Genomic DNA, 23,077 nt, shown 5'->3' with positions numbered 1-23,077 from the left:
GAACGCGCCCTTGTAGGAGCATGGCTTGCCCGCGATGAGGCCAGCCCATTCACCAGTAAATCCGGATCAATCCCGATACCCCGGAGCCACCCGATCCAACAACCGCAACAACGCCGCCCAAGCCAGTTGCATCGCATCCGGATCGCTCAACTCGCCTTCATCCAACGGCCGCCCTGGATCATTGAACTGCCGCTCGGTATGCGCACAAACCTCAGCCGGTGGCAAAACGATCTCCCCCGCCGCCTGCGCAGCCAACTGAATTTCACAGGCCTTTTCCAGGTAATACATACGCAAAAACGCCTGGCTCACGGTCTCGCCGACGGTCAACAAACCATGGTTGCGCAACATCAGCACCGATTTGTCGCCGAGGTCCTGCACCAGTCGCTGCTGCTCGCTCATGTCCAGCGCCACGCCTTCGTAGTCGTGGTAAGCGACCCGGCCGTAAAACTCCATGGAAATCTGGTTCACCGGCAGTAACCCGCACTTCAACGCCGCCACGGCGCAACCGGATTTGGTGTGGGTGTGCAGCACACATTGCGCGTCTTCCCGGGCGCCATGAATGGCGCTGTGAATCACGAAACCGGCCGGGTTCACCGGGTACGGTGAAGGCTCGACGGCGTGGCCATTGAGGTCGATTTTCACCAGATTCGAGGCGGTGATCTCATCGAACATCAGCCCGTAAGGGTTGATCAAGAAGTGATGTTCCGGCCCCGGAATGCGCACCGAGATGTGGGTGAAGATCAGGTCGGTCATGCGGAAATGTGCAATCAAGCGATAACAGGCCGCCAGTTCTTCACGCAGACGCTGTTCGGTGACGCTGCGCTCGGGGGCGGTCAGCGCAATGGCAATTTTGTTCATTGTTCGGGCTCTCCAGGCTGTTCGGCTGGGCAGACAGTAAGACTGGACGCTTCAACACGTCCAGCCACCATCGCTATTTATTTGCTGGCCCAGGCGTTGAAGCGCTCTTCCAGTTCTTCACCATGGTCGACCCAGAAACCGACGTTCATCGACAAGGCACCCTTGAGATTTTGCGGCGCCGTCGGCACCCATTGCGCCAGTTTGTCATCCAGTCGCGCGGCGGCCTGGGTGTTGGTCGGGCCGTAGGGAATCTGCTCGACGTATTTGACCTGCGCATCCGGCTGGTTGGCGAAGGCAATGAAGCGCTGGGCCTGATCAACGTGTTTGGAACCCTTGATGATCGCCCAATAGTCCATGCCATACAGGCTGCCCGGCCAGACCAGACCGAGGTGGCTGCCTTTTTGCGCCGCGTCGGCGATACGACCGCTGTAGGTCGACGTCATCACCACGTCACCGGCGGTCAGCCATTGCGGCGGTTGCGCGCCTGCCTCCCACCACTGGATATACGGCTTGAGTTCAGTCAACTTGGCGAACGCGCGGTCTACGCCCTGCGGGGTGCCAAGCACCTTGTACACGTCCTCGACTTTTACCCCGTCCGCCAGCAAGGCGAATTCCAGGTTGTACACCGCACGCTTGCGCAGCCCACGTTTGCCGGGGGTTTTCTTGACGTCCCAGAAATCTGCCCACGACGTGGGTGCCTGGGCCAGTTTGTCAGTGTCGTAGGCAATCGCCACGCTCCACACCAGCGCAGCGGAACCACATTCCTGCGCCGCGTCCGGGATCAACTGGTCAGCGTGGCCCAGGCGCGTCCAGTCGAGTCGCTCGTACATGCCCTCCTCGCACCCACGCATCAAGTCCGGGCCCTCGATCTGCACCACGTCCCAATCGACGTTGCCGGTGTCGACCATCACTTTGATCCTGGCCATTTCGCCGTTGTATTCGCTCTGGATCACTTTGCTTTGATCCACTGCGGCGAAAGGCTGGAAGAACGCCACGTCCTGGGCTTTTTGTCCCGCGCCGCCGTAACCGACCACCACCATGTCCGATGCGGCTTGAGCGCTGCCCAGCCCCATCGCCAGGGTCAACACCAAAGGATAAAAACCGTGCTTGAGCGTTTGCGATTTCATCAGTGGTTCCTCTTGCAGGTGCCACCCGGTCACAGGCCGGTGTAGCCCTTTTTTATTGTTGTGAGGTTCGCCCCAGGAGCGGGCTCGAAACGAAATTACTGCAAGCCGCAGTAAAAAAACAAGTTGATTTTTTACTACAGGTAAATTTCTATAGACCAATAATAACAACCGAAACCTGATGCCTCTGTAGGCGCGAGCGTGCTCGCGATGGACGTTAACGATGACGCGTGTTGTCTGGATGAACGCGTCGCCCTCAAGTTCATCGCGAGCAGGCTCGCTCCTACAGGTCAGACTGTCTGGAGTATCCGCACCATGCCGACCACGACCCCAACTTTTGCACACCTGTTCGAACCCTTGCAGATCCGTGGCAAGCGCCTGAAAAACCGCATCATGTCCAGCGGTCACGACACGTCGATGCCCACTGACAATCTGGTCAACGAGCAACTGATTGCCTACCACCGTGCGCGTGCCGAAGGCGGTGTCGGGCTGATCGTGCTGCAAGTGGCTGGGGTGCATGACAGCGCGCGGTACACCTCCCATGTGCTGATGGCCACCGACGATGAATGCATCGAGGGTTATCGCAAACTGGCGCAAACCTGCCATGCCCATGGCACCGTGGTGCTGTCGCAGGTGTTCCATCCGGGACGGGAAATCATGGAGTCCAGCGATGGCCTGCTGGCCGTGGCTTATTCGGCATCGAACGTGCCCAACGAGCGGTTTCGGGTGATGCCGCGGGCGCTGGATCAGGCGATGATCGACGAGATCGTCGCCGGTTATGCCGCTGCCGCCGGGCGCCTGCATCAGGCTGGCATCGACGGCGTCGAAGTGGTGGCCAGCCATGGTTATCTGCCGGCGCAATTCATCAACCCGCGGGTCAACCGCCGCACCGATGGCTACAACGGTGAGCTGGAACAGCGTTTGCGTTTCCTGCGCGAAGTGATCGCCGCCGTGCGTGCGGCGACCGACGAGCAGTTCATCATCGGCCTGCGCATCTCCGCCGATGAACGCGACCCCGAAGGCCTGACCGAAGACGAATCCCTGGCCGCCGTGCAATCGCTGCAAGCACAACTCGATTACGTGCACATCGTCGCCGGCACTTCGGCCTCGTTGGGCGGCGCGGTGCACATCGTGCCGCCGATGGCGATCGAGGCAGCGTACCTGGCCAAGGAAGCCGGGACGTTCAAGGCGAGTCTGGACATTCCATTGTTCGTCACCGGGCGCATCAACCAACCCCAGGAAGCCGAGTTGATTCTGGCCCGTGGGCAAGCCGATGTCTGCGGCATGACCCGCGCGCTGATCTGCGACCCGCAGATGCCCAACAAGACCGACACCGGCCGCGCTGAAGACGTGCGCGCCTGCATTGCCTGCAATCAGGCGTGCATCGGCCACTTCCACAAAGGCCTGCCGATTTCCTGCATCCAGCACCCGGAAACCGGTCGCGAGCTGATTTTTGGCGAACGCCAACCTACCAAACATCGCAAACGCATCATGATTGCCGGCGGTGGCCCCGGAGGGATGAAAGCGGCCGCCGTCGCCGCTCAGCGTGGGCATGAGGTGACGCTGTACGAAGCCAGTTCGCAACTCGGTGGCCAGGTGTTGCTCGCGCAATTGCTGCCACGGCGCAGCGAGTTCGGCGGCGCCAGCACCAATCTGCAACGGGAGATGGAATTGGCCGGTGTGCGCGTGGTGCGCAATACCCGCGTCGACCGTGCCTTGGTGGAACAGGAAAAACCGGAGATGGTGATCATCGCCACCGGCGCCGAACCCTATTGGCCAGCATTCGAACGCGGTGGCGAATTGCAGGTGGTGGACGCCTGGCAGGTCTTGCGTGAGGAGGTGCAGATCGGCCGTTCCGTGGTGGTGGTCGACTGGCGCTGCGACTGGATCGGCCCGGGCATCGCCGAGCGCCTGACCCGCGCCGGGCATCAGGTGCAATTGGCAGTCAACGGCACCCATTGCGGGGAAAACCTGCCGCTGTACGTGCGCGATCAACTGGCCGGCGAGTTGCACAAACTCGGGATCCCCATCACGCCATACGCACGCCTGTACGGTTGCGACGACAACACCGTGTACCTGCAACACACCGCCAGCGGTGAGCCGATGTTGATGGAAAACATCGATACGCTGGTGCTGTGTCAGGGGCATCAACCGGTGGATACGCTGGGCGCCGAGCTGCAAGGCCTGGTGGAATTCCGCCGCATCGGCGACTGCCTGGCGCCGCGTACGGCTGAAGAAGCGATTTACGAAGGCTTGAAAGTCGCGTGGGAGCTCTGAGGCTGTTTATACTCCGGGGCTTTAAATGCAATTGATCACTCTCTGTAGGAGCTGCCGCAGGCTGCGATCTTTTGATCTTGTTTCTGAAAAGCAAAATCAAAAGATCGCAGCCTGCGGCAGCTCCTACAGGGGCGCAGCTCAGCCCCCGGTTCGGAATTTTCCATGAGCAACAACAGCAAGTCACAGCCCGCAACCGGCGCCGCCGAGCCACACTTCCTCGGCACGCGGATTCGCGGCCTGCGCAAACGCCGGGGCATGACCCTGGCGGAATTGGCGCAGCAAAGCGAATTGACCGCCGGCTACATCAGCCAACTGGAACGCAACCTCGCCTACCCGTCGATTCCGGCACTGTTCAACATCGCCCGCAGTCTCGGTGTAACCATTCAGTGGTTTTTCGCCAGCGAAGCCAACACCGCCCCTGAAGATGATGGCGTCGTGGTGCGCAAGAACAGCCGCTTGAGCGTGCATTACGAAGACGGCATCGTCGACCAGTTGCTGACCCCGCAACCCAATCAACAACTGGAAATGCTCCACTCGCGTTTTCCGCCCGGCACCTACAGCCAGCAAAGCTACAGCCACGAAGGCGAAGAAGCCGGATATCTACTTTCCGGCAGTTTCGAGTTGTGGGTGGGTGAGCGTCATTTTCAGCTCAGCGAAGGCGACAGCTTCAGTTTCTCCAGCCAGGAGCCGCACCGTTACGGCAATCCCGGCGATGTCGATGCGGTGGTGATCTGGGTGATCACCCCTCCAACGTTTTAACGCCGCCGACCCACCAGCGCAGTGTTCCCCGCACGCTTCAACGTGTCGCTCGGCAACTCCTTGAACAGCGCCCGGTAGCTGCTGGAAAACCGACCCAGATGCCAGAACGACCAATGCATCGCCACTTCGGCGACGGTGGTTTGCGTTGGCGTGCGGCTAAGCAGTTCGCGGCGGGCGCTGTTGAGTCGGCGCAGGCGCAGCCATTGGGTCGGCGCCATGCCGGTGTAGGTCTTGAATGCATGCTGCAACTGGCGCAGTGAAACCCCGGCAACCTGGGACAACTCCAGCAGGTTGAGATGTTCTTCCGGGGTGTCCGCCGCCCATTCCCCTACCCGCTTCATGATCGCCCGTTCCCCGGCCCGGCGCTGCAACGCGCCTTGATCGAGACAGACACAGGCGTTATCGAGGATGAACAGGCAATCCTCCAGCAATTGCTGAGTGAGCGCTTCCCGGGTCGGCGGATCGAAAGTCTGGGACAGACGCGTCAGCGTGCCGCTGAGCCAGCGACAGAACAAAGCGTTCTGCTGCGAGTTGAGCGGCGCCATGAACAACCCTTCCAGCCGAGCCACGTCCAGGCTGTTGCGCTGGACGAATTCCGGCCCGAACACCACGGCGATTTCCTGATAGTTCTCCGGGGTGATCCAGATGTTGCGGCTCTCGCCATTCAACACGTACAGCGCGTTGTCGCTGCGATCGAAACAGAACGCCAGCGAACCCTGGGGCGCGCTGAAATTCTGCTCGACCCGGGTGTTCATGTGTTCCTCATAAATCTCCACGCCCTGTAAATCCAGATAGCGCACCAGACCTGCGAAATGCCCCGGCGACATCTGTTGGTAATGCTGGGTCCAGCCCGGCGTGGCGCGGATTTGCTCGGCGACATCAGCGGTACTGAACGCTTGAACCTGTAGTGAATTGCCGTTTGTCATGGGTGACCTTGCGCACTCTTTTGGTGCGCTTTGTGCTGCTTAAAGTGGATAGATGGAACCGCAAGGCTCGCCCAAGATAGACGTCAACGCGCTACAGGGGAAGTGTCCGGCGGATGAAACTGGCCTCTCCTGGCGTTAATAAAACCAATAACGAGGTCTTTATGAATGTCCCTTTCGATCAGCTGTTCACTTGGCTGAAAGATCACAAGATTACCGAAGTCGAGTGCGTCGTCAGCGATCTGACCGGCATTGCACGCGGCAAAATTGCACCGACCAACAAGTTCCTGCATGAGCGAGGCATGCGCCTGCCGGAAAGTGTCCTTCTGCAAACGGTAACCGGGGACTTTGTCGACGACGACATCTACTACGACCTGCTCGACCCCGCCGATATCGACATGGTCTGCAAGCCGGACGCCGATGCGGTCTACGTGGTGCCATGGGCCATTGAGCCGACCGCCATCGTGATCCACGACACCTTCGACAAGTTCGGCAACCCGATTGAATTGTCGCCGCGCAACGTGCTGAAGAAAGTCCTGCAGCTGTACACCGACAAAGGCTGGCGGCCGATTGTCGCGCCGGAAATGGAGTTCTATCTGACCCAGCGCTGCGAAGACCCGGACCTGCCGCTCAAGGCGCCGATGGGCCGTTCCGGTCGCGCCGAAAGCGGTCGTCAGTCGTTCTCCATCGACGCGGCGAACGAATTCGATCCGCTGTTCGAAGACGTCTATGACTGGTGCGAATTGCAAGGCCTGGACCTCGACACGCTGATCCACGAAGACGGCCCGGCACAGATGGAAATCAACTTCCGTCACGGCAACGCGCTGGACCTGGCCGACCAGATCACCGTGTTCAAACGCACCATGCGTGAGGCGGCGCTCAAGCACAACGTGGCGGCGACCTTCATGGCCAAACCGGTCGGCGACGAGCCAGGCAGCGCCATGCACATTCACCAGAGCGTGGTGGATATCGCCACCGGCCAGCCGATCTTCGCCGACGCCAATGGCAACATGAGCGAGCTGTTCCTGCACCACATCGGTGGCTTGCAGAAGTACATCCCGAAGGTGCTGCCGATGTTCGCGCCGAACGTCAACTCGTTCCGCCGCTTCCTGCCGGACACCTCGGCGCCGGTGAACGTCGAATGGGGCGAAGAAAACCGCACCGTCGGCCTGCGCGTACCGACCTCCAGCCCGGACGCCATGCGCGTGGAAAACCGCTTGCCGGGTGCCGACGCCAACCCGTACCTGGCCATCGCCGCCAGTCTGTTGTGCGGCTACCTCGGCATGGTCGAGCGCATTGAACCGAGCGCCGCTGTACAGGGCCGCGCCTATGAACGCCGCAACCTGCGCCTGCCGATCACCATCGAAGACGCCCTGACCCAGATGGAAGAAAGCGAAACCATTGGCCGTTATCTGGGCGACAAGTTCGTGCGCGGTTACGTCGCGGTCAAGCGTGCCGAGCACGAAAACTTCAAGCGGGTGATCAGTTCGTGGGAGCGTGAGTTCCTGATGCTCAGCGTCTGAACATCACGCATTCACTGTGGGAGCGGGCTTGCCCGCGATGAGGGCGGCACATTCAACAACGTTGTCGACTGACAGCCCGCCATCGCTGGCAAGCCAGCTCCCACAGGGTGTGGTGATTACCCATAGATCCCAATAATTCCAAGAAGGTATCGATATGCGTCTATTGAAATCCGTGGTCCCGGTCGCACTGGCCGTTCTGTTCAGCGCCGTTGCCCAGGCCCAGCCGCAGGTCAGCGTCTACAACTGGACCGACTATATCGGCGAAACCACCCTCGCCGACTTCCAGGCCAAGACCGGGATCAAGGTGATCTACGACGTCTTCGATTCCAACGAAACCCTGGAAGGCAAACTGCTCGCGGGGCGCACCGGGTATGACGTGGTGGTGCCGTCCAACCACTTCCTCGCCCGTCAGGTGAAAGCTGGCGCGTTCCTCAAACTGGATCGCGAACAACTACCGAATTTCAAGAATCTCGATCCGAAATTGCTGACGTTGCTGGAGAAAAACGATCCGGGCAACGAGCACTCGGTGCCGTACCTGTGGGGCACCAACGGCATCGGTTACAACGTCGACAAGGTCAAGCAAGTGCTGGGCATCGACCACATCGATTCCTGGGCCGTGCTGTTCGAACCGGAGAACATCAAGAAGCTCAGCGCGTGCGGCGTGTCGATGATGGACTCGGCGGATGAAGTGTTCCCGGCGGTCCTCAACTACATGGGCATGGACCCGCGCAGTGAGAACCCCGAGGACTTCAAGAAAGCCGAAGCCAAGCTGCTGAGCATTCGTCCGTACATCACCTATTTCCACTCTTCCAAGTACGTCTCCGACCTGGCCAATGGCGATATCTGCGTCGCCTTCGGTTATTCGGGTGATGTGTTCCAGGCCGCCAACCGCGCCAAGGAAGCCGGAAATGGCGTGAACATCGCTTATGCGATTCCCAAGGAAGGCGCGAACTTGTGGTTCGACCTGCTGGCCATTCCCGCCGACGCCAGCAACCCGAAAGAAGCCCACGCCTTCATCAATTACCTGCTCGACCCGCAGGTGATCGCCAAGGTCAGCGCCTCGGTCGGTTACGCCAACCCGAACCCGGCCGCCAAGCAATACATGGACCCTGAACTGGTCAACAATCCCGAGGTTTACCCGTCCCAGGAAGTCCTCGACAAGCTCTACATCTCGACCACGCCGCCACAGTCGATCATGCGACTGATGACCCGTTCGTGGAGCAAAGTGAAGTCCAACAAATGAACCAGTACACCCAGGAACATACCCACTCCTACTACGCGGCGTCGGCCAATGGCATCGGGCCCTGGCCGACGCTGGGCGAAGACCTGGTGGCCGATGTCTGCGTGATCGGCGGCGGTTTTACCGGGGTCAATACCGCCATTGAACTGGCCCAGCGCGGGCTCTCAGTGATCCTGCTGGAGGCGCGGCGAATTGGCTGGGGCGCCAGCGGGCGCAATGGCGGGCAACTGATACGCGGGATCGGCCACGATGTCAGCGGTTTTGCCAAACACATCGGTGCCGAAGGCGTGCGCTATCTGGAGCACGCTGGGACGGAGTCGGTGCAAGTGGTGGGCAATCGCATCCGCGAAAACGCGATCGATTGCGACCTGCGCTGGGGCTTTTGCGAATTGGCCAACACCCCGGCGCAGTTCGCCGGTTTGAAGGCTGAATACGCAGAACTCAAGGAATCCGGTTACGCCCACGAAACCCGCTTGGTCGCACCTGAGCAGATTCGTCAGCAAGTGGTGAATTCCGGCGTGTATGCCGGTGGCCTGATCGACATGGGTTCGGGCCATTTACACCCGTTGAATCTGGTCCTGGGCGAAGCGCAGCTTGCGCAATCCCTTGGCGTGAAGATCTTCGAACAGAGCCCGGTACTGGAGTTGATCCATGGCAACACAGTGCAGGTGCGATGTGCCGGTGGCACAGTACGCGCCGGCAGTCTGGTGCTGGGCTGCAACGCGCATCTGGAAGAACTCGAACCAAAACTCAGCGGCAAGGTGCTGCCGGCCGGTAGCTACATCATCGCCACCGAACCGTTGTCGCCTGAGCTTGCAGCAGAGTTGATCCCGAACAACGTGGCGCTGTGCGACCAGAAAGTCGGCCTGGATTACTACCGGCTCTCGGCGGACCGCCGCCTGTTGTTTGGTGGCGCCTGCCATTACTCCGGGCGTGATCCTCGGGACATCACCGCATACATGCGCCCGCAGATGCTCAAGGTCTTCCCGCAACTGGCCAACGTGCGCATCGACTATCAATGGGGCGGCAAAATCGGCATCACTGCCAATCGTTTCCCGCAGGTCGGGCGCTTGAGCCAGCACCCGAACGTGTTTTACGCCCAAGGCTATTCCGGTCATGGCCTGAACGTGACCCACTGGTGCGCCAAGCTGCTGGGCGAGGCGATCCATGCTGGCCACAGCAAAGGTTTCGACGTGTTCAGCGCCGTGCCGCACATGACCTTCCCCGGCGGCCGCGTCCTGCGCTCGCCACTGCTGGCCCTTGGCATGTTGTGGTATCGGATGCGCGAAGTTCTCGGCTAAAACACCCGTCCCTGTAGGAGCTGCCGCAGGCTGCGATCTCTTGATCCTGATCTTTTCAGATCAAAAGATCGCAGCCTGCGGCAGCTCCTACATTGACCGCGTACATTCGCAGCCCCATCTATCTCGTTCAGCCTTTCGATTTGCTCAATTGCGAGTCACTTCTATATTGAGGGGGTGCTCATCAATTCCTGCCTCCTGTCGAGCCTGGCCCATGGCGACGAATGCCCAACTGATCATCTGCGAGCACTGCGACTGCGTGTACGAAAAAGCGACGCTCGCCAAACATCAGAAAACCCTGTGTACGCGCTGCGGCGGTGTGCTTCAGCGCTATAACGGCCTGACGGTGGAGCAGCGCCTGGCGCTGACCTTCACCGCATTGATGCTGTGGATCTTCGCCAATTTCTATCCGGTCATGAGCATCAGCCTCAAAGGCCTGAAAAACAGCGCAACACTTTGGGATTCGGTGCTGGCCTTGAGCCTCGGGCCGATCACCTTTATCGCTATGGTGGCCGCCATCGCCATGATCATCGCGCCGATTATCCAGTTGTCGCTGCTGATCTGGGTCTTGGTCTACGCCCTCGCCCATCGTCGCTCTCCGGGCTTCAAGTTCTGCATGCGCTGGCTGGAAACGTTGAGGCCCTGGAGCATGCTGGAAGTCTGCCTGCTGGGGGCAATGGTCGCGGTGATCAAGCTTGCCGGTTTGCTCGATGTGCTGCCCGGCATCGGCTTGTTCGCGCTGGCCGTTCTCAGCCTGATGATGATCCGTATCGCCGGCCGCGACATCCGTGATCTGTGGGACATCCCATGAATACGCCACCGGTCGCCGACGACCTCAATCTGTGCCTGTGCCATAGCTGCGGCCTGGCCTGTGACATGACCAGCCAGCCTCACGAATGTGAGCGCTGCGGTGCACCGCTGCATCGACGAAAGACCAATTCGCTGACGCGGACCTGGGCCTACATGATCACCGCCCTGGTGTTCTATGTTCCGGCCAATCTGCTGCCGGTGATGAACACCAAAATGGTCGGCAACGGTGCCGATAGCACGATCATCAGCGGCGTGCTGGAGTTCTGGGAGGCTGGCGCCTGGGACATCGCCCTGATCATTTTCATCGCCAGTATCGCGGTGCCGGGCATCAAGTTCGTGGCGATCACGTTGCTGCTGGTCACTGTGCAACGCGACAGCGAGTGGGCGCGCAAGGAGCGCTCGAAGCTGTACCGCTTCGTCGAGGTGATCGGCTACTGGTCGATGCTCGATGTGATCGTGGTCGCGCTGGTGGCCTCACTGGTGAAGTTTCAAGCCCTGGCCGACATCGAACCGCGTCCGGGCATTCTGTTTTTTGGGCTGGTGGTGGTGTTCACCATGCTGTCGGCCATGAGTTTCGATCCGCGCCTGATCTGGGATAAAGAGGCAGAGCGGGATAAACCAAACGAGGAGGTCAAGGATGCAGTCTCAAGCCACTGACGGGCCACAGGCCCCCGGTCAGGCCCCGATCAAGACCCGCCGTTTCGGCGTTTCATTGGTATGGATCGTGCCGATTGTCGCGGTACTCGTGGGGATTTCGCTGGTGGTCAACAGTATCTTGAAGGAAGGGCCAACCATCACGGTCACGTTCAAGACTGGTGACGGCCTGACCGCCAACAAGACCGAGGTCAAGTACCGCAACGTGGTGATCGGTCATGTCACGGATGTGGAACTGAGTAACGACCAGAAGAGCGTCAACGCCACCATCAAACTGGCCAAGCAGGCGGAAAGCTTTACCCGCGAAGACTCGCAGTACTGGGTGGTGCGTCCACGTATCGGTGCGGGCGGAGTGTCCGGCATCGACACGCTGCTGTCCGGCGACTACATCGGCGCCGACATCGGCCAAGCCAATGGCCGCGCGAAGAATTTCAAGGGCCTGGAAAACCCGCCACCAATCACTTATGGCGAACCGGGCAAGCGCTTCACTCTGCATACCCAGGATCTGGGTTCGCTGGATATTGGTTCGCCGGTTTACTTCCGCAAGATCCCGGTCGGCCAGGTCGTGGCCTACGAGCTGGACCCGGACGGCAAAGGCGTGAACATCGAATTGTTCATCCACGCGCCCAACGATCAATACGTCACTGAAAACACCCGGTTCTGGAACGCCAGCGGTATTGACGTCAACGTCGGGGCCAACGGTTTCGCGGTCAAGACCGAGTCCTTGTCCTCGATCCTGGTGGGCGGCATCGCGTTCCGCGCGCCTGAATACAGCCCCAACGACAAACCGGCGCCTGAGGAATACGCCTACGAACTGTTCGACGACCAGCAAACCGCCCTCGCCCCCCCCAATGGCAAACCACAATATCTGGCCTTGCGCTTCGATCAGGCACTGCGCGGGCTCAAGGTCGATGCGCCGGTGGAATTCCTCGGCATGGAAATCGGCCGAGTGGTGTCGATCAATCTGGATTTCGATGCGAAGAAACGCAGCTTCCCGCTCAACGTCGGCATCGTGATCTACCCACAACGTTTGGGGCAGGCCCACACGAAAATGCTCGCTGTGCTCAATCATGATCCCAATGACGAAGCCGCTAGCGTACGCCTGATCGGCACCTTCATCGAGAACGGCCTGCGCGCCCAGGCCCGCACCGGCAACCTGTTGACCGGCCAGTTGTACGTCGCGCTGGATTTCTACCCGAAAGCCGAAAAAGTCGCCTTCGATGCCACGGCGCGTCCGGTCATGATTCCGACCGTTCCGGGTAGCCTGGAGCAATTGCAGGAAAAACTCGAAGCCATGGTCGACAAGATCAACAAACTGCCGGTTGAACGCATTGCCGGCAATCTTGACGGCAACCTCGTCGAAATGCGGAAAACCCTGAGCCAGTTCAATGGCAAGACGCTGCCAGGGGTACAAAACACCCTGTCGAGCGTGAGCAAGACCCTGGAATCGGCCAATACCACGTTGCAATCGGCCAATTCGACCCTGGCCGAAGATTCGCCTCAGCGGGAAAAACTGGGGCAGACGCTGGACGAGTTGGGACGCACGTCGCGGTCCTTGCGTGACCTTTCGGACTACCTCGGGCGGCATCCGGAATCGCTGATTCGCGGTCGGCCCAACAATGCCGCACCGATGGACCTGCAAGCGCCACCGCGCAATTGACCACAGGAGCAACACCCATGGCTTTTTCGCACAAGCTGACCGTGATGACCGCAGTGTTGCTGCTCGCCGCTTGCCGCAGCGACCCGATTCAATTCCACACCCTGACACCGGCCCAATTGAGCAGCAACGGCAGACCCACGACGGATATCCAGATCGAAGGCCTGACCGTCCCCCCGCAGGTCGACCGGCCGCAGATTGTGGTGCGTGAGGGCAACACCGGCATGGCGATTCTCGAAACCCAATGGTGGGGCGCCAGTCTTGTGGATGAGTTGCGCAGTGCCCTGCTCGACCAGATGATCAACAGTAATCCGCAACGTCGGGTTTCGGTACGACTGGAGGTGCAGCGCTTCGATTCGATTCCCGGGCAATACGGCTTGATCGACGTCAAATGGCGCTTGCGCGGCGCCAATGGCGATGAAAACACCCTGATGACCTGTCGCAGTACATTGCAGACACCTTCAGGGCCGTCCATCGATGAACTGGTGGCGGCCCAGCAGAACAACGTCAAGCGTCTGGCCGCGGTGATCAGCCAGGCAGCGAGTGGCTCGCAAAAAGGTTGTCCATCGACCCAATGATTTGACGTTTTTTTCTCATTTGGCCCTTTACATTTGCCGCGCCGCAAACATGCAAATGATTCCTATTGATCTACAATAATCGACGTCTTCCCCGTCAAATCTGCTTGCTCGATTAAAAAGCCAGGAGCTGCCACAGCATGATTTCCCGTATCCCGTCCTTCCTGAAAAAAGCCCTGCTGGCCACCGCGTTGGTGAGCGCCGGCCATGTATACGCAGCCGATGGCGTCGGCATAGTGGTCTACAACGCGCAGCACGAAGGCCTGACCAAGGCCTGGGTTGAAGGTTTCACTCAGGAAACCGGGATTCCGGTCACCATGCGCAACGGCGATGACACCGAAATGGGCAACCAGATCGTCCAGGAAGGCGCCGCCTCGCCGGCCGATGTGTTCCTGACCGAAAACTCCCCGGCCATGGTGCTGGTCGACAACGCGGGGCTGTTTGCGTCGGTCGATAAAACCACCCTGGAGCAAGTCGAGTCCGCCTACCGTCCGGCCCACGGCAAGTGGGTGGGCATCGCCGCACGCTCCACGGTGTTCGTCTACAACCCGAGCAAACTGCCGGAAGCGCAGCTGCCGAAATCGATCATGGACCTGGCCGACCCGAGCTGGAAAGGTCGCTGGGGCGCATCGCCGGGCGGTGCCGACTTCCAGGCCATCGTCGCTGCCATCCTCGAACAGAAAGGCGAGGCCGCGACGCTTGACTGGTTGAAAGCCATGAAAACCAACTTCACCGCCTATCGCGGCAACAGCTCGGTGCTCAAAGCGGTCAACGCCGGGCAGATCGACAGCGGCGTGATCTATCACTATTACAGCTTCGTCGATCAGTCCAAGACCGGCGAGAACAGCAAGAACACCGCCCTGCACTACTTCAAGCACAAGGACCCGGGTGCGTTCGTCAGCATTTCCGGTGGCGGCGTTCTGGCGTCCAGCAAACACAAGGAACAAGCCCAGGCGTTCCTGAAATGGATTACCGGCAAGGACGGCCAGGCCATCCTCAAGGACGGCAAATCGTTTGAGTACGCCGTGGGCAAGAACGCTCAATCCAATCCCAAACTGGTGCCTTTGCAGCAGCTCGACGCGCCAACCGTCGATGCTTCGAAACTCGACAGCAAAAAAGCCGTGGAGCTGATGACTCAGGCCGGACTGCTTTAATTGATGCCTGAAATCCTGCCGGCGGGTGTCACAGACGCACTACCCGCCAACCTGCGCCGACGATCACGCGGCATGTTCGCGAGCCGTGGCGGCGCGTGGGTGGTCGGTTTGTCGGTGCTGGTTTCGTTATTGGCGCTGCTGCCGATTGCCTATGTGATCGGCGTGTCGTTGCAGACGGGCTGGTCGACGGTGGTCACGCTGGTGTTCCGGCCACGGGTCGGCGAGTTGCTGGTCAACACCGTGTTGCTGGTGCTCATCACCGTGCCCCTGTGCATCGCCCTCGGGGTGACGCTGGCCTGGCTGACCGAACGCACCGACCTGCCGGGACGGCGCTGGTGGTCGTTGCTGGCGACGGCGCCACTGGCGGTGCCGGCGTTCGTGCACAGTTACGCCTGGGTCAGCCTGGTGCCGCCGATTCACGGGTTGTTTGCCGGGGTACTGGTCTCGGTCATCGCCTATTTTCCGTTTTTGTACCTGCCGGTTGCCGCCACGTTGCGCCGACTGGACCCGGCCATCGAAGACGTTGCCGAATCGCTCGGGCTCAAGCCCTGGGCGGTGTTTTTCCGGGTGGTGCTGCCGCAACTGCGCCTGGCGATCTGCGGCGGCGCACTGCTGGTGGGCCTGCATCTACTGGCCGAATACGGCCTGTACGCGATGATTCGCTTCGACACCTTCACCACGGCGATCTTCGATCAGTTCAAATCCACCTTCAACGGCGCGGCCGCGCACATGTTGGCCAGCGTGCTCGCCCTATGCTGCCTGGCCATGCTGACCGCTGAATCGGCCGCGCGTGGCACGGCGCGCTATGCCCGCGTCGGCTCGGGCAGCGCCCGTGAACAGCGAATCGTAATCCTGCGCACCCCATCGACCGCACTCGGGCTTGTGTTACAGGTCATCACCTGCGCCCTCGCGCTGGGCGTGCCGTTGATCACCCTGGGCCAGTGGCTGATCGCCGGAGGCTTGCAGGTCTGGGATTTGAGCGAACTGTTGCCGGCCCTGGAACAGACGCTGTTATTCGGCGTGGCCGGTGCAGCCCTGACCACCTGCGCGGCGATCCCGATTGCCTGGCTGTCGATTCGCTATCCGGGCCGACTGCAACGGGTTCTGGAAAGCTGCAACTACATCACCAGTTCGTTGCCGGGAATCGTCGTCGCGTTGGCCCTGGTCACCGTGACCATCCATTTTGCCCGGCCGATCTACCAGACCACCATCACCGTGCTGCTGGCGTATCTGCTGATGTTTCTGCCGCGCGCGCTGGTGAGCCTGCGCGCCGGCATCGCCCAGGCGCCGGTGGAACTGGAAAACATCGCCCGCAGCCTTGGCCGTTCGCCGGTCCGGGCATTGTGGCTGATTACCCTGCGGCTGGCCGCACCGGGCGCCGCTGCCGGCGCTGCGCTGGTGTTCCTGGCGATCACCAACGAACTGACCGCCACCCTGCTGCTCGCCCCCAACGGTACGCGCACGCTGGCCACCGGGTTCTGGGCGCTGACCAGCGAAATCGACTACGCCGCCGCGGCGCCCTACGCGCTGTTGATGATTGTGCTGTCGCTTCCGTTGACCGGAATCCTTTATCACCAATCCAAAAAAACGGCTGGCCGATGAACGCTCTAGAACTGCATTCGCTGAACAAATCCTACGGCGCCCACCGAGCGCTGGACGATGTCAGCCTGTCCGTGCCCAGCGGCAGCCGCACGGTGATCGTCGGCCCTTCCGGGTCGGGCAAAACCACCTTGCTGCGGATGATCGCCGGCTTCGAATTCCCGGACTCCGGGCGTCTGTCACTCAATGGCCAGACACTGGTCGACAGCACCCATGAAGTGCCGGCGCATCAACGCCTGATTGGTTATGTGCCGCAGGACGGCGCGCTGTTCCCGCACATGACGGTGGCTGCCAATATCGGTTTCGGCCTGGCGACCAAGGGCAGCGAAAAGCAGCACCGCGTCGAGGAGCTGATGGACAGCGTGGCCCTGGATTCGAACATGGCCGAGCGCTGGCCCCACGAACTGTCCGGCGGCCAGCAGCAACGGGTGGCGCTGGCGCGAGCGCTGGCCCAACAGCCACGGCTGATGCTGCTGGACGAACCGTTCTCCGCGCTCGATACCGGCCTGCGCGCGAGCATGCGCAAACTGGTCGCGCGTTTGCTGGCGGAAGCCGGGGTCACCACCATCCTGGTCACCCACGACCAGAGCGAAGCGCTGTCCTTCGCCGATCAACTGGCGGTGATGCGCCACGGTCGACTGGTGCAGTCGGGGCATCCGCTGGACCTTTACCGTTATCCCGACGATGTCCAGACTGCGCTGTTTCTCGGTGATGCGGTGGTGATGCCCGCCCGCATCGAAGCCGGTTGGGCCCATTGCGATCTGGGCCGGATACCCGTCAACAACCACCGCAATAACAGCGCGGCGCAAATCATGCTGCGGCCCGAGCAATTGCAGGTCGCCAGCGTCCTGCCCAATAGCGCGGAAGTCGCCGGTTGCCGTGCGGTGGTGACCGACCGCGACTTCAGCGGCAACACCTGCACCCTGACCGTGGAATTGCAGGCCTTGGCCCCCGGCGAAGACACCGGACGTTCACTGCTGGTGCGCAGTTCGGGCATGTACGCGCCACCGGCCGGCAGCGCCGTGCATGTCTCGACCATTGGTCATGCACATGTGCTCAGCGAGCCTTGACGTAGGTTCCTGTAGGAGCTGCCGCAGGCTGCGATCTTTTGATCTTGTCTTTAAAAATCAAAAGATCGCAGCCTCGTTGCACTCGACAGCTCCTACAGGAGGATGCAGCTTGCCAATCAAAGATCGAAACGATCCACCGCACGGCGCCGCTCGTTGTCATCGCGCACGTCGTAATTGGCGGTGGTCTGGATGTTGCTGTGGTGGGCCAGTTTCTGTGCGATCGACAGGTCGTGTTCCTCGATCACCCGGGTAATGAACGAACGGCGGAAATCATGGGGCATGATTTTCACCCCCACCTGCGCCCCGCGCTGCCGGGCGATGTAGTAGATCGCATGCTTGGTGATGCGCTCGCGGGTGATGTGGCTGCCCCGGCGAATGCGATTGAACAGGAACGTATCGTCCGCTTCGCCTTCCTTGAGTTGTGAACGGCGCAACTCCAGCCAGGCATTGAGTTTGGCGAAAGCCCAGGCCGGGGCGTACTTGATCAACTGCTTGTTGCCCTTGGCCGTGACCCGCAGGCTGCGTTCGGTGAAATCCACCTGGTTCAGGTCCAGGTTCACCGATTCCGACTTGCGCATCCCCGAACCGTACAGAATCCCGATGATGGCCGCGTCGCGCAGGCCCTGCGGCCGTGGATCGGCGGCGCAGACCTCCATCAACTCCTGAATCAATGTACGTCGCAGATTGCGCCCTTGGGACAAACGCGTGCCGGCGATGCCCTTGACCGAGCGCATTTTCAGCAAGTGTTCCTGGCTGATCAGGCTCATGCGCCACGCTTCATTCATCACCCCGCGCACTGCGTTGACGTACAGCGACGAGGTATTCGGCGCATAGCCATCCGTGCGCAACGTTGCCACCAGCGCAATCACGTCCTCGGGCTGCAACTCGTGCCAGGGAATCTCCTCGATGTTCAATTCTTCGAAGCCCAGGCGGTCGGCGGCGTCCTGCAACACATAACGCATGGTCAATTGGCTGGACGATGCCAATCGCGCCAGGTACACGGTCAGCGGGTTGGTCTTGGGGGTACTTGAATCAACATCGGGTAGGTCAATCAAACGAAACGGCCTTGAAAAAGAAGTAGCAACAAACGGTGTGTAGACAAAGAGGGTCGTTACGCTGCCGGTCATGGCCGATAAAGTCAAATGTCGCCGACAGGGGCCACCGCTCTGCTGATAGATGAATTGAAACATGGTGATGCAATCCTCGAACGCAGTCGATCGCGGCAGGAGCAAGCCATGAAAATCAGTGTATTTGGTAGCGGTTACGTTGGCCTGGTGCAAGCCGCCGTCCTGGCTGAAGTCGGCCATGACGTGGTGTGCATGGACATTGACGAGAAAAAAGTCGAGTTATTGCAACAGGGCCACGTGAGCATTTTCGAACCGGGGCTGGCCAGCCTGGTGCGCGAAAGCCTGGACGCCAAACGGTTGCAGTTCACCACCGACGAAAAGTTCGCCGTGCAACACGGCCAGGTGTTGTTCATCGCAGTCGGCACGCCGTCCCGTGAGGATGGCTCGGCGGACTTGCGTTACGTGCTGTCGGTGGGTGACGCGGTGGCGCGGCATCGTGAACAACCGGTGATCCTGGTGGAGAAATCCACGGTGCCGGTGGGCACCGGCGACACCTTGCGTGCGCACATCGACAAGTGCCTGATCAAGGTCGGCCGTTTGCTGCAATTCGATATCGTCTCCAATCCCGAATTTCTGAAAGAAGGCTCGGCCGTGGCCGATTGCCGGCGCCCGGACCGCATCGTCATCGGCTGCGAACGCGAAGAAGTGCGCGACGTGATGCGCGATCTGTACTCGCCGTTCAACCGCAATCATGAGCGCATCATGTTCATGGACCTGCGCAGCGCCGAGCTGACCAAGTACGCCGCCAACTGCATGCTGGCGACCAAGATCAGCTTCATCAACCAGATCGCCGAACTGGCCGAACACCTGGGCGCCGACATCGAATCGGTACGCCTGGGCATCGGCGCCGATTCGCGCATCGGCTACCACTTCATCTACCCCGGTTGCGGTTATGGCGGTTCGTGTTTTCCCAAGGACATGCGCGCCCTGATCCACAGCGCCGAAGAGGCGCACTGCTCCAGCGACCTGCTGCAAGCGGTGGAAGCCATCAACCAACGGCAGAAACACAAACTGTTCGAACGCATCAAGGCGTTCTACAAGGGCGATTTACGCGGCAAGACCTTTGCCGTGTGGGGTCTGGCGTTCAAACCGAACACTGACGACATGCGCGATGCACCGAGCCGCGTGCTGCTCGAAGCGCTGTGGGCCGCTGGCGCCAATGTGCGCGCATTCGACCCGGAAGCCATGCAGGAAACCCAGAACCTGTATCCCGAGGAAGCGAAGCTGATGCTGATGGGCACACCCGAATCGGTGTTGAACGGCGCCGACGCGCTGATCATTTGCACCGAGTGGCAACAATTCAAGGCCCCGGATTTCGAGCTTATTCGCCAACGGCTCAATGCACCGGTGATCTTCGACGGCCGCAACCTGTACGACGCCGAACGCCTGGCGCGCAATGGTTTCATGTACTTCCCGATGGGCCGGGGTGAGTCGCGCAAGTTGCCGATTCCATATCAGCAATGGCCTGCTGCTCAGGTGGTGGCATAACAACTACCCGCCTTTTGTAGGAGCTGCCGCAGGCTGCGATCTTTTGATCTTGTTCTTTACTAGACATAGGGTTGCTGAAGATCAAAAAATCGCAGCCTGCGGCAGCTCCTACAGGGGTGGTGGTTTTCTGTTAATTGCTCGCAGGTATTTGAAAACGATTAAACCAACGCCTTCAAATCAACCCCCAACGCCAGCGCAAATGCTTTCACCAACGGACTACGCACGGTGTTGTGCCGAAGGATCAGATTGAACGGCGTGACGATATTGATCAGGTCCGGGCGTATTGCGCGAAACTCTCCCCGCTCTACCATCGGCGCCGCGTAATGCTGCGGCAGGAAACCCACGAAACGGCCAGTCTTGATCAGTAGGGCCACGGCTTCCACTTGGGTCGCCGAGGCGGAAAAACTGTCGTAGTGGGCAAAGTTGAGTTTGTCGCGATGAATCGCGTAACGGTGATTGATGCACTCGTGATCCTTGAGCACATTGCTGCCCATTTCCGTGTCGGCCATGGTGAACAACGGGTGGCCGACCGCGCAATAGACCTCCGAGCGCTCCTCATATAAGGCGTAGTAATCAAACTCTTCACGCTTCTGATAAACCGGCACGATTCCAGCTACTAACCGACCCTCTACCACGCCTCTTTCCACTTCATCCAACTGTGTGGCCTGAAGTTGAAACCTGACCTTCGGTGATTGCTCGTTAATCCTTCTAAGCGCTGTAACTAACGGTGAATTAACGTCGGATATCGTGTTATCGATAACCCCCACACCCAAATCACCAATAAGTTCGTTCTGCGCTGAACTAAGCCGGTCACGAAAGTTGTCGACCGAGGCAAACAGATCAATCGACGCCTGATACACCAGGCGCCCTTCTTCGGTCAGGTGAAACCCCTCGCGACCACGGGTGCACAAGCGCATGCCGATGCGGATTTCCAGGTCGGAGATCTGTTTGCTGATGGCGGCCAGCCCCACATTCAGCTCGTTTTGCGCCGCACTGAAACCGCCCGCCTCGACCACGGCCTTGAACACCTTGAGCAATTTGAAATCCAGCCCGCTCAGGGCCAGCGGTGCCCGTTGCAGCGTTTTCGGCGGCGGGTTTCCGGAATTGGAAAGTGGGGTTTCCATAATGCTTATTTACCTCTGGCGCCGCGTTCAACACTCTGTGCCCAACAACAAAAACATAGCTGGCCTAATAATAATGAACACAGAAAACCAGGCTTGGCAACCGCCAAAAAATCCCGAACATCAGTGCCAACTCACTGATCTCGAAACATTAAAAGCTGACACTTCGACGTAGGAGCTGCCGAAGGCTGCGATCTTTTGATCTTGTTTTTGAAAAGTCAAAAGATCGCAGCCTTCGGCAGCTCCTACATGAAAAATGCCACTTTGATCTGACGCCGTTACCGACGAGGAAAACAACAATGTCTCAAGCTACCGACCGTCTCTGGGGTGCTCGCTTCAAAAGCGGTCCGTCCGAAGCCCTGGCCGCTCTCTCCCGTTGCCCCGAGCGCTATTTCCGCCTGACCCCGTACGACCTCGCCGGCTCCAAGGCTCACGCCCGGGAGCTGCAACGCGCCGGGCTTTTGAGCGAGCAAGAAACCCTGACCATGCTCGACGCACTGGAACGCATCGGCACTGACTTCCGCGCCGGCAGCATTGCCCCGACCCTGGACGACGAAGACGTTCACACCTTCATCGAACGCCTGCTGACCGAACGCCTCGGTGCGCTGGGCGGCAAGCTGCGCGCCGGCCGTTCACGCAACGACCAGACCGCCAACGACCTGCGCCTGTTCCTGCGTGATCACGTCCGCACCCTGGCCGTCGAGGTGCTGGCCTTGCAGCAAGCGCTGGTGGATCAGGCCGAGCAACACATCGAGAGCATTTGCCCCGGCTTCACCCATTTGCAGCAAGCGCAGCCGATTGTCTTCGCCCATCACTTGCTGGCCCATTCGCAATCGATGCTGCGTGACGTGCAGCGCCTGGTGGACTGGGACGCACGCACCTCGCTGTCGCCGCTGGGCGCGGCGGCCATGGCCGGTTCGGCCATCGCTCGCCTGCCGCAGCAATCGGCGAAAGAAATGGGTTACAGCGGAGTGTGCGAAAACTCCATCGACGCCGTGGCCAGCCGCGATCACGTCGCCGAATTCCTGTTCATTGCCAGCATGCTCGGCATCAACATCTCGCGCCTGGCTGAAGAGTTTTGCCTGTGGTCGTCGCGGCAGTTCCGCTGGGTCGCACTGGACGACGCCTACGCCACCGGCAGCTCGATCATGCCGCAGAAGAAAAACCCGGACATCGCTGAACTGGCGCGGGGCAAGGCCGGACGCCTGATCGGCAACCTGACCGGCCTGCTGTCCACTTTGAAATCCCTGCCGCTGTCGTACAACCGCGACTTGAGCGAAGACAAGAACGGCGTGCTCGACAGCGTCGACACCCTGCTGCTGGTGCTGCCGGCCATGGCCGGGATGGTCGCAACCATGACCGTCAACGTTGAAGAACTGCGACGCCAGGCGCCCCTGGGCTTCACCCTCGCCACCGAAGTCGCCGACTGGCTGGCGCTGCGCGGCGTGCCGTTCAAGGAAGCCCATGAAATCACCGGCGCACTGGTGAAGGCCTGTGAAAAACACGACATCGAATTGTGGGAAGCCTCGCCGGCCTTGCTGGCCGAGATCGATCCACGCCTGACCCCGGAAGTACGCGACAGCCTGACCCTGGAAGCCGCCATCGCTGCCCGCAGCGGCTGGGGCGGCACCGCGCCGCAACAGGTGCGCGAACAGATCGGCCGCCTGAAAACCGCCCTCGCCGCGCAACACGCGTGGACCGAAAACTACCAGGGCTTCCGCCTCTGATAGGCGATGCAACTCCTGTAGGAGCAAAGCTTGCTCGCGATGGCGGCGTCACATCCAACATTGATGTCGTCCCATACACCGCTATCGCGAGCA

The 23,077-nt window shown here is 60.3% G+C and carries 19 protein-coding genes; 14 read left to right on the top strand and 5 right to left on the bottom strand.

What is annotated here, in order from left to right; all coding sequences use genetic code 11:
• Positions 1-66: 66 nt before the first annotated feature.
• Both ACM110_RS28420 and ACM110_RS28415 read right to left on the bottom strand, forming a co-directional pair.
• Positions 67-858, bottom strand: coding sequence for a class II aldolase/adducin family protein (locus ACM110_RS28420; protein ID WP_416130390.1), 792 nt, complete (start codon positions 856-858; stop codon positions 67-69).
• 77 nt (positions 859-935) lie between these two features.
• The gene (locus tag ACM110_RS28415; RefSeq protein WP_416130389.1) at positions 936-1,985 is read right to left on the bottom strand and encodes an ABC transporter substrate-binding protein; all 1,050 of its coding nucleotides are present in this window, start codon (positions 1,983-1,985) and stop codon (positions 936-938) included.
• A 312-nt stretch (positions 1,986-2,297) separates the two neighbouring features.
• On the opposite strand from ACM110_RS28415, the gene ACM110_RS28410 reads away from it, so the two are divergent.
• Together ACM110_RS28410 and ACM110_RS28405 are read left to right on the top strand one after the other, a co-directional pair.
• Positions 2,298-4,259 (top strand): FAD-dependent oxidoreductase, encoded by a 1,962-nt coding sequence (locus ACM110_RS28410; protein ID WP_416130388.1) that lies wholly within the window; start codon positions 2,298-2,300, stop codon positions 4,257-4,259.
• A gap of 162 nt (positions 4,260-4,421) precedes the next feature.
• Positions 4,422-5,018, top strand: coding sequence for a cupin domain-containing protein (locus tag ACM110_RS28405; protein WP_338581027.1), 597 nt, complete (start codon positions 4,422-4,424; stop codon positions 5,016-5,018).
• Here ACM110_RS28405 and ACM110_RS28400 read toward each other — a convergent pair.
• The gene (locus ACM110_RS28400; protein ID WP_416130387.1) at positions 5,015-5,944 is read right to left on the bottom strand and encodes a helix-turn-helix domain-containing protein; all 930 of its coding nucleotides are present in this window, start codon (positions 5,942-5,944) and stop codon (positions 5,015-5,017) included. The two genes, ACM110_RS28405 and ACM110_RS28400, sit on opposite strands and share 4 nt — an antisense overlap.
• Positions 5,945-6,105: 161 nt before the next feature.
• Between ACM110_RS28400 and ACM110_RS28395 the strand changes: the two genes are divergently transcribed.
• The 10 genes from ACM110_RS28395 (at position 6,106) to ACM110_RS28350 (ending at position 17,521) form a co-directional block, all read left to right on the top strand.
• Positions 6,106-7,464, top strand: a complete 1,359-nt coding sequence (locus tag ACM110_RS28395) for a glutamine synthetase family protein (protein WP_338581029.1) — start codon at positions 6,106-6,108, stop codon at positions 7,462-7,464.
• A gap of 154 nt (positions 7,465-7,618) precedes the next feature.
• Positions 7,619-8,707 carry a polyamine ABC transporter substrate-binding protein gene (locus ACM110_RS28390; RefSeq protein ID WP_416130386.1) on the top strand — a complete coding sequence of 363 codons (1,089 nt, stop codon included), beginning with the start codon at positions 7,619-7,621 and terminating at the stop codon, positions 8,705-8,707.
• Positions 8,704-10,005: an NAD(P)/FAD-dependent oxidoreductase gene (locus tag ACM110_RS28385; protein ID WP_416130385.1), complete on the top strand. Its 1,302-nt coding sequence runs from the start codon at positions 8,704-8,706 to the stop codon at positions 10,003-10,005. Before ACM110_RS28390 ends, ACM110_RS28385 begins: the two co-directional genes overlap by 4 nt.
• Before the next feature lie 211 nt (positions 10,006-10,216).
• Entirely contained in the window at positions 10,217-10,813 is a 597-nt protein-coding gene (locus ACM110_RS28380) for a paraquat-inducible protein A (protein ID WP_416130384.1), read from the top strand.
• Positions 10,810-11,469 carry a paraquat-inducible protein A gene (locus ACM110_RS28375; protein ID WP_416130383.1) on the top strand — a complete coding sequence of 220 codons (660 nt, stop codon included), beginning with the start codon at positions 10,810-10,812 and terminating at the stop codon, positions 11,467-11,469. Before ACM110_RS28380 ends, ACM110_RS28375 begins: the two co-directional genes overlap by 4 nt.
• On the top strand, positions 11,450-13,126 hold the full coding sequence (locus ACM110_RS28370; protein ID WP_416130382.1) for an intermembrane transport protein PqiB: 1,677 nt from the start codon (positions 11,450-11,452) through the stop codon (positions 13,124-13,126). Before ACM110_RS28375 ends, ACM110_RS28370 begins: the two co-directional genes overlap by 20 nt.
• Positions 13,127-13,143: 17 nt before the next feature.
• Positions 13,144-13,701 (top strand): membrane integrity-associated transporter subunit PqiC, encoded by a 558-nt coding sequence (locus ACM110_RS28365; protein WP_416130381.1) that lies wholly within the window; start codon positions 13,144-13,146, stop codon positions 13,699-13,701.
• A gap of 137 nt (positions 13,702-13,838) precedes the next feature.
• Positions 13,839-14,852 carry an iron ABC transporter substrate-binding protein gene (locus ACM110_RS28360; protein WP_416130380.1) on the top strand — a complete coding sequence of 338 codons (1,014 nt, stop codon included), beginning with the start codon at positions 13,839-13,841 and terminating at the stop codon, positions 14,850-14,852.
• A 3-nt stretch (positions 14,853-14,855) separates the two neighbouring features.
• The gene (locus ACM110_RS28355) at positions 14,856-16,454 is read left to right on the top strand and encodes an ABC transporter permease (RefSeq protein WP_416130379.1); all 1,599 of its coding nucleotides are present in this window, start codon (positions 14,856-14,858) and stop codon (positions 16,452-16,454) included.
• Positions 16,451-17,521 carry an ABC transporter ATP-binding protein gene (locus ACM110_RS28350; protein WP_416130378.1) on the top strand — a complete coding sequence of 357 codons (1,071 nt, stop codon included), beginning with the start codon at positions 16,451-16,453 and terminating at the stop codon, positions 17,519-17,521. The genes ACM110_RS28355 and ACM110_RS28350 overlap by 4 nt, the downstream gene beginning before the upstream one ends.
• A 116-nt stretch (positions 17,522-17,637) precedes the next feature.
• Here ACM110_RS28350 and xerC read toward each other — a convergent pair whose 3' ends face one another.
• On the bottom strand, positions 17,638-18,648 hold the full coding sequence (gene xerC, locus ACM110_RS28345; RefSeq protein WP_416130396.1) for a site-specific integrase: 1,011 nt from the start codon (positions 18,646-18,648) through the stop codon (positions 17,638-17,640).
• A gap of 108 nt (positions 18,649-18,756) precedes the next feature.
• Between xerC and ACM110_RS28340 the strand changes: the two genes are divergently transcribed.
• Positions 18,757-20,136, top strand: coding sequence for a UDP-glucose dehydrogenase family protein (locus tag ACM110_RS28340; RefSeq protein WP_416130377.1), 1,380 nt, complete (start codon positions 18,757-18,759; stop codon positions 20,134-20,136).
• Between the two features lie 158 nt (positions 20,137-20,294).
• On the opposite strand, the gene ACM110_RS28335 is transcribed toward ACM110_RS28340, so the two are convergent.
• Positions 20,295-21,260, bottom strand: a complete 966-nt coding sequence (locus ACM110_RS28335) for a LysR family transcriptional regulator (RefSeq protein WP_416130376.1) — start codon at positions 21,258-21,260, stop codon at positions 20,295-20,297.
• A 296-nt stretch (positions 21,261-21,556) separates the two neighbouring features.
• Between ACM110_RS28335 and argH the strand changes: the two genes are divergently transcribed.
• Entirely contained in the window at positions 21,557-22,984 is a 1,428-nt protein-coding gene (argH, locus tag ACM110_RS28330) for an argininosuccinate lyase (protein ID WP_416130375.1), read from the top strand.
• The last annotated feature ends 93 nt before the right edge of the window (positions 22,985-23,077 follow it).

Origin of the sequence: Pseudomonas sp. NFX98 (assembly GCF_047784845.1) — a bacterium.
Lineage (GTDB): Bacteria > Pseudomonadota > Gammaproteobacteria > Pseudomonadales > Pseudomonadaceae > Aquipseudomonas.
This window is presented reverse-complemented; position numbering and strand designations above follow the sequence as displayed.

Excerpts from the sequence above, each read along its gene's own strand:
- ACM110_RS28420 (WP_416130390.1), bottom strand. The coding sequence starts at position 858 with ATGAACAAAATTGCCATTGCGCTGACCGCCCCCGAGCGCAGCGTCACC.
- ACM110_RS28415 (WP_416130389.1), bottom strand. The coding sequence starts at position 1,985 with ATGAAATCGCAAACGCTCAAGCACGGTTTTTATCCTTTGGTGTTGACC.
- ACM110_RS28410 (WP_416130388.1), top strand. The coding sequence starts at position 2,298 with ATGCCGACCACGACCCCAACTTTTGCACACCTGTTCGAACCCTTGCAG.
- ACM110_RS28405 (WP_338581027.1), top strand. The coding sequence starts at position 4,422 with ATGAGCAACAACAGCAAGTCACAGCCCGCAACCGGCGCCGCCGAGCCA.
- ACM110_RS28400 (WP_416130387.1), bottom strand. The coding sequence starts at position 5,944 with ATGACAAACGGCAATTCACTACAGGTTCAAGCGTTCAGTACCGCTGAT.
- ACM110_RS28395 (WP_338581029.1), top strand. The coding sequence starts at position 6,106 with ATGAATGTCCCTTTCGATCAGCTGTTCACTTGGCTGAAAGATCACAAG.
- ACM110_RS28390 (WP_416130386.1), top strand. The coding sequence starts at position 7,619 with ATGCGTCTATTGAAATCCGTGGTCCCGGTCGCACTGGCCGTTCTGTTC.
- ACM110_RS28385 (WP_416130385.1), top strand. The coding sequence starts at position 8,704 with ATGAACCAGTACACCCAGGAACATACCCACTCCTACTACGCGGCGTCG.
- ACM110_RS28380 (WP_416130384.1), top strand. The coding sequence starts at position 10,217 with ATGGCGACGAATGCCCAACTGATCATCTGCGAGCACTGCGACTGCGTG.
- ACM110_RS28375 (WP_416130383.1), top strand. The coding sequence starts at position 10,810 with ATGAATACGCCACCGGTCGCCGACGACCTCAATCTGTGCCTGTGCCAT.
- ACM110_RS28370 (WP_416130382.1), top strand. The coding sequence starts at position 11,450 with ATGCAGTCTCAAGCCACTGACGGGCCACAGGCCCCCGGTCAGGCCCCG.
- ACM110_RS28365 (WP_416130381.1), top strand. The coding sequence starts at position 13,144 with ATGGCTTTTTCGCACAAGCTGACCGTGATGACCGCAGTGTTGCTGCTC.
- ACM110_RS28360 (WP_416130380.1), top strand. The coding sequence starts at position 13,839 with ATGATTTCCCGTATCCCGTCCTTCCTGAAAAAAGCCCTGCTGGCCACC.
- ACM110_RS28355 (WP_416130379.1), top strand. The coding sequence starts at position 14,856 with ATGCCTGAAATCCTGCCGGCGGGTGTCACAGACGCACTACCCGCCAAC.
- ACM110_RS28350 (WP_416130378.1), top strand. The coding sequence starts at position 16,451 with ATGAACGCTCTAGAACTGCATTCGCTGAACAAATCCTACGGCGCCCAC.
- xerC (WP_416130396.1), bottom strand. The coding sequence starts at position 18,648 with ATGACCGGCAGCGTAACGACCCTCTTTGTCTACACACCGTTTGTTGCT.
- ACM110_RS28340 (WP_416130377.1), top strand. The coding sequence starts at position 18,757 with ATGAAAATCAGTGTATTTGGTAGCGGTTACGTTGGCCTGGTGCAAGCC.
- ACM110_RS28335 (WP_416130376.1), bottom strand. The coding sequence starts at position 21,260 with ATGGAAACCCCACTTTCCAATTCCGGAAACCCGCCGCCGAAAACGCTG.
- argH (WP_416130375.1), top strand. The coding sequence starts at position 21,557 with ATGTCTCAAGCTACCGACCGTCTCTGGGGTGCTCGCTTCAAAAGCGGT.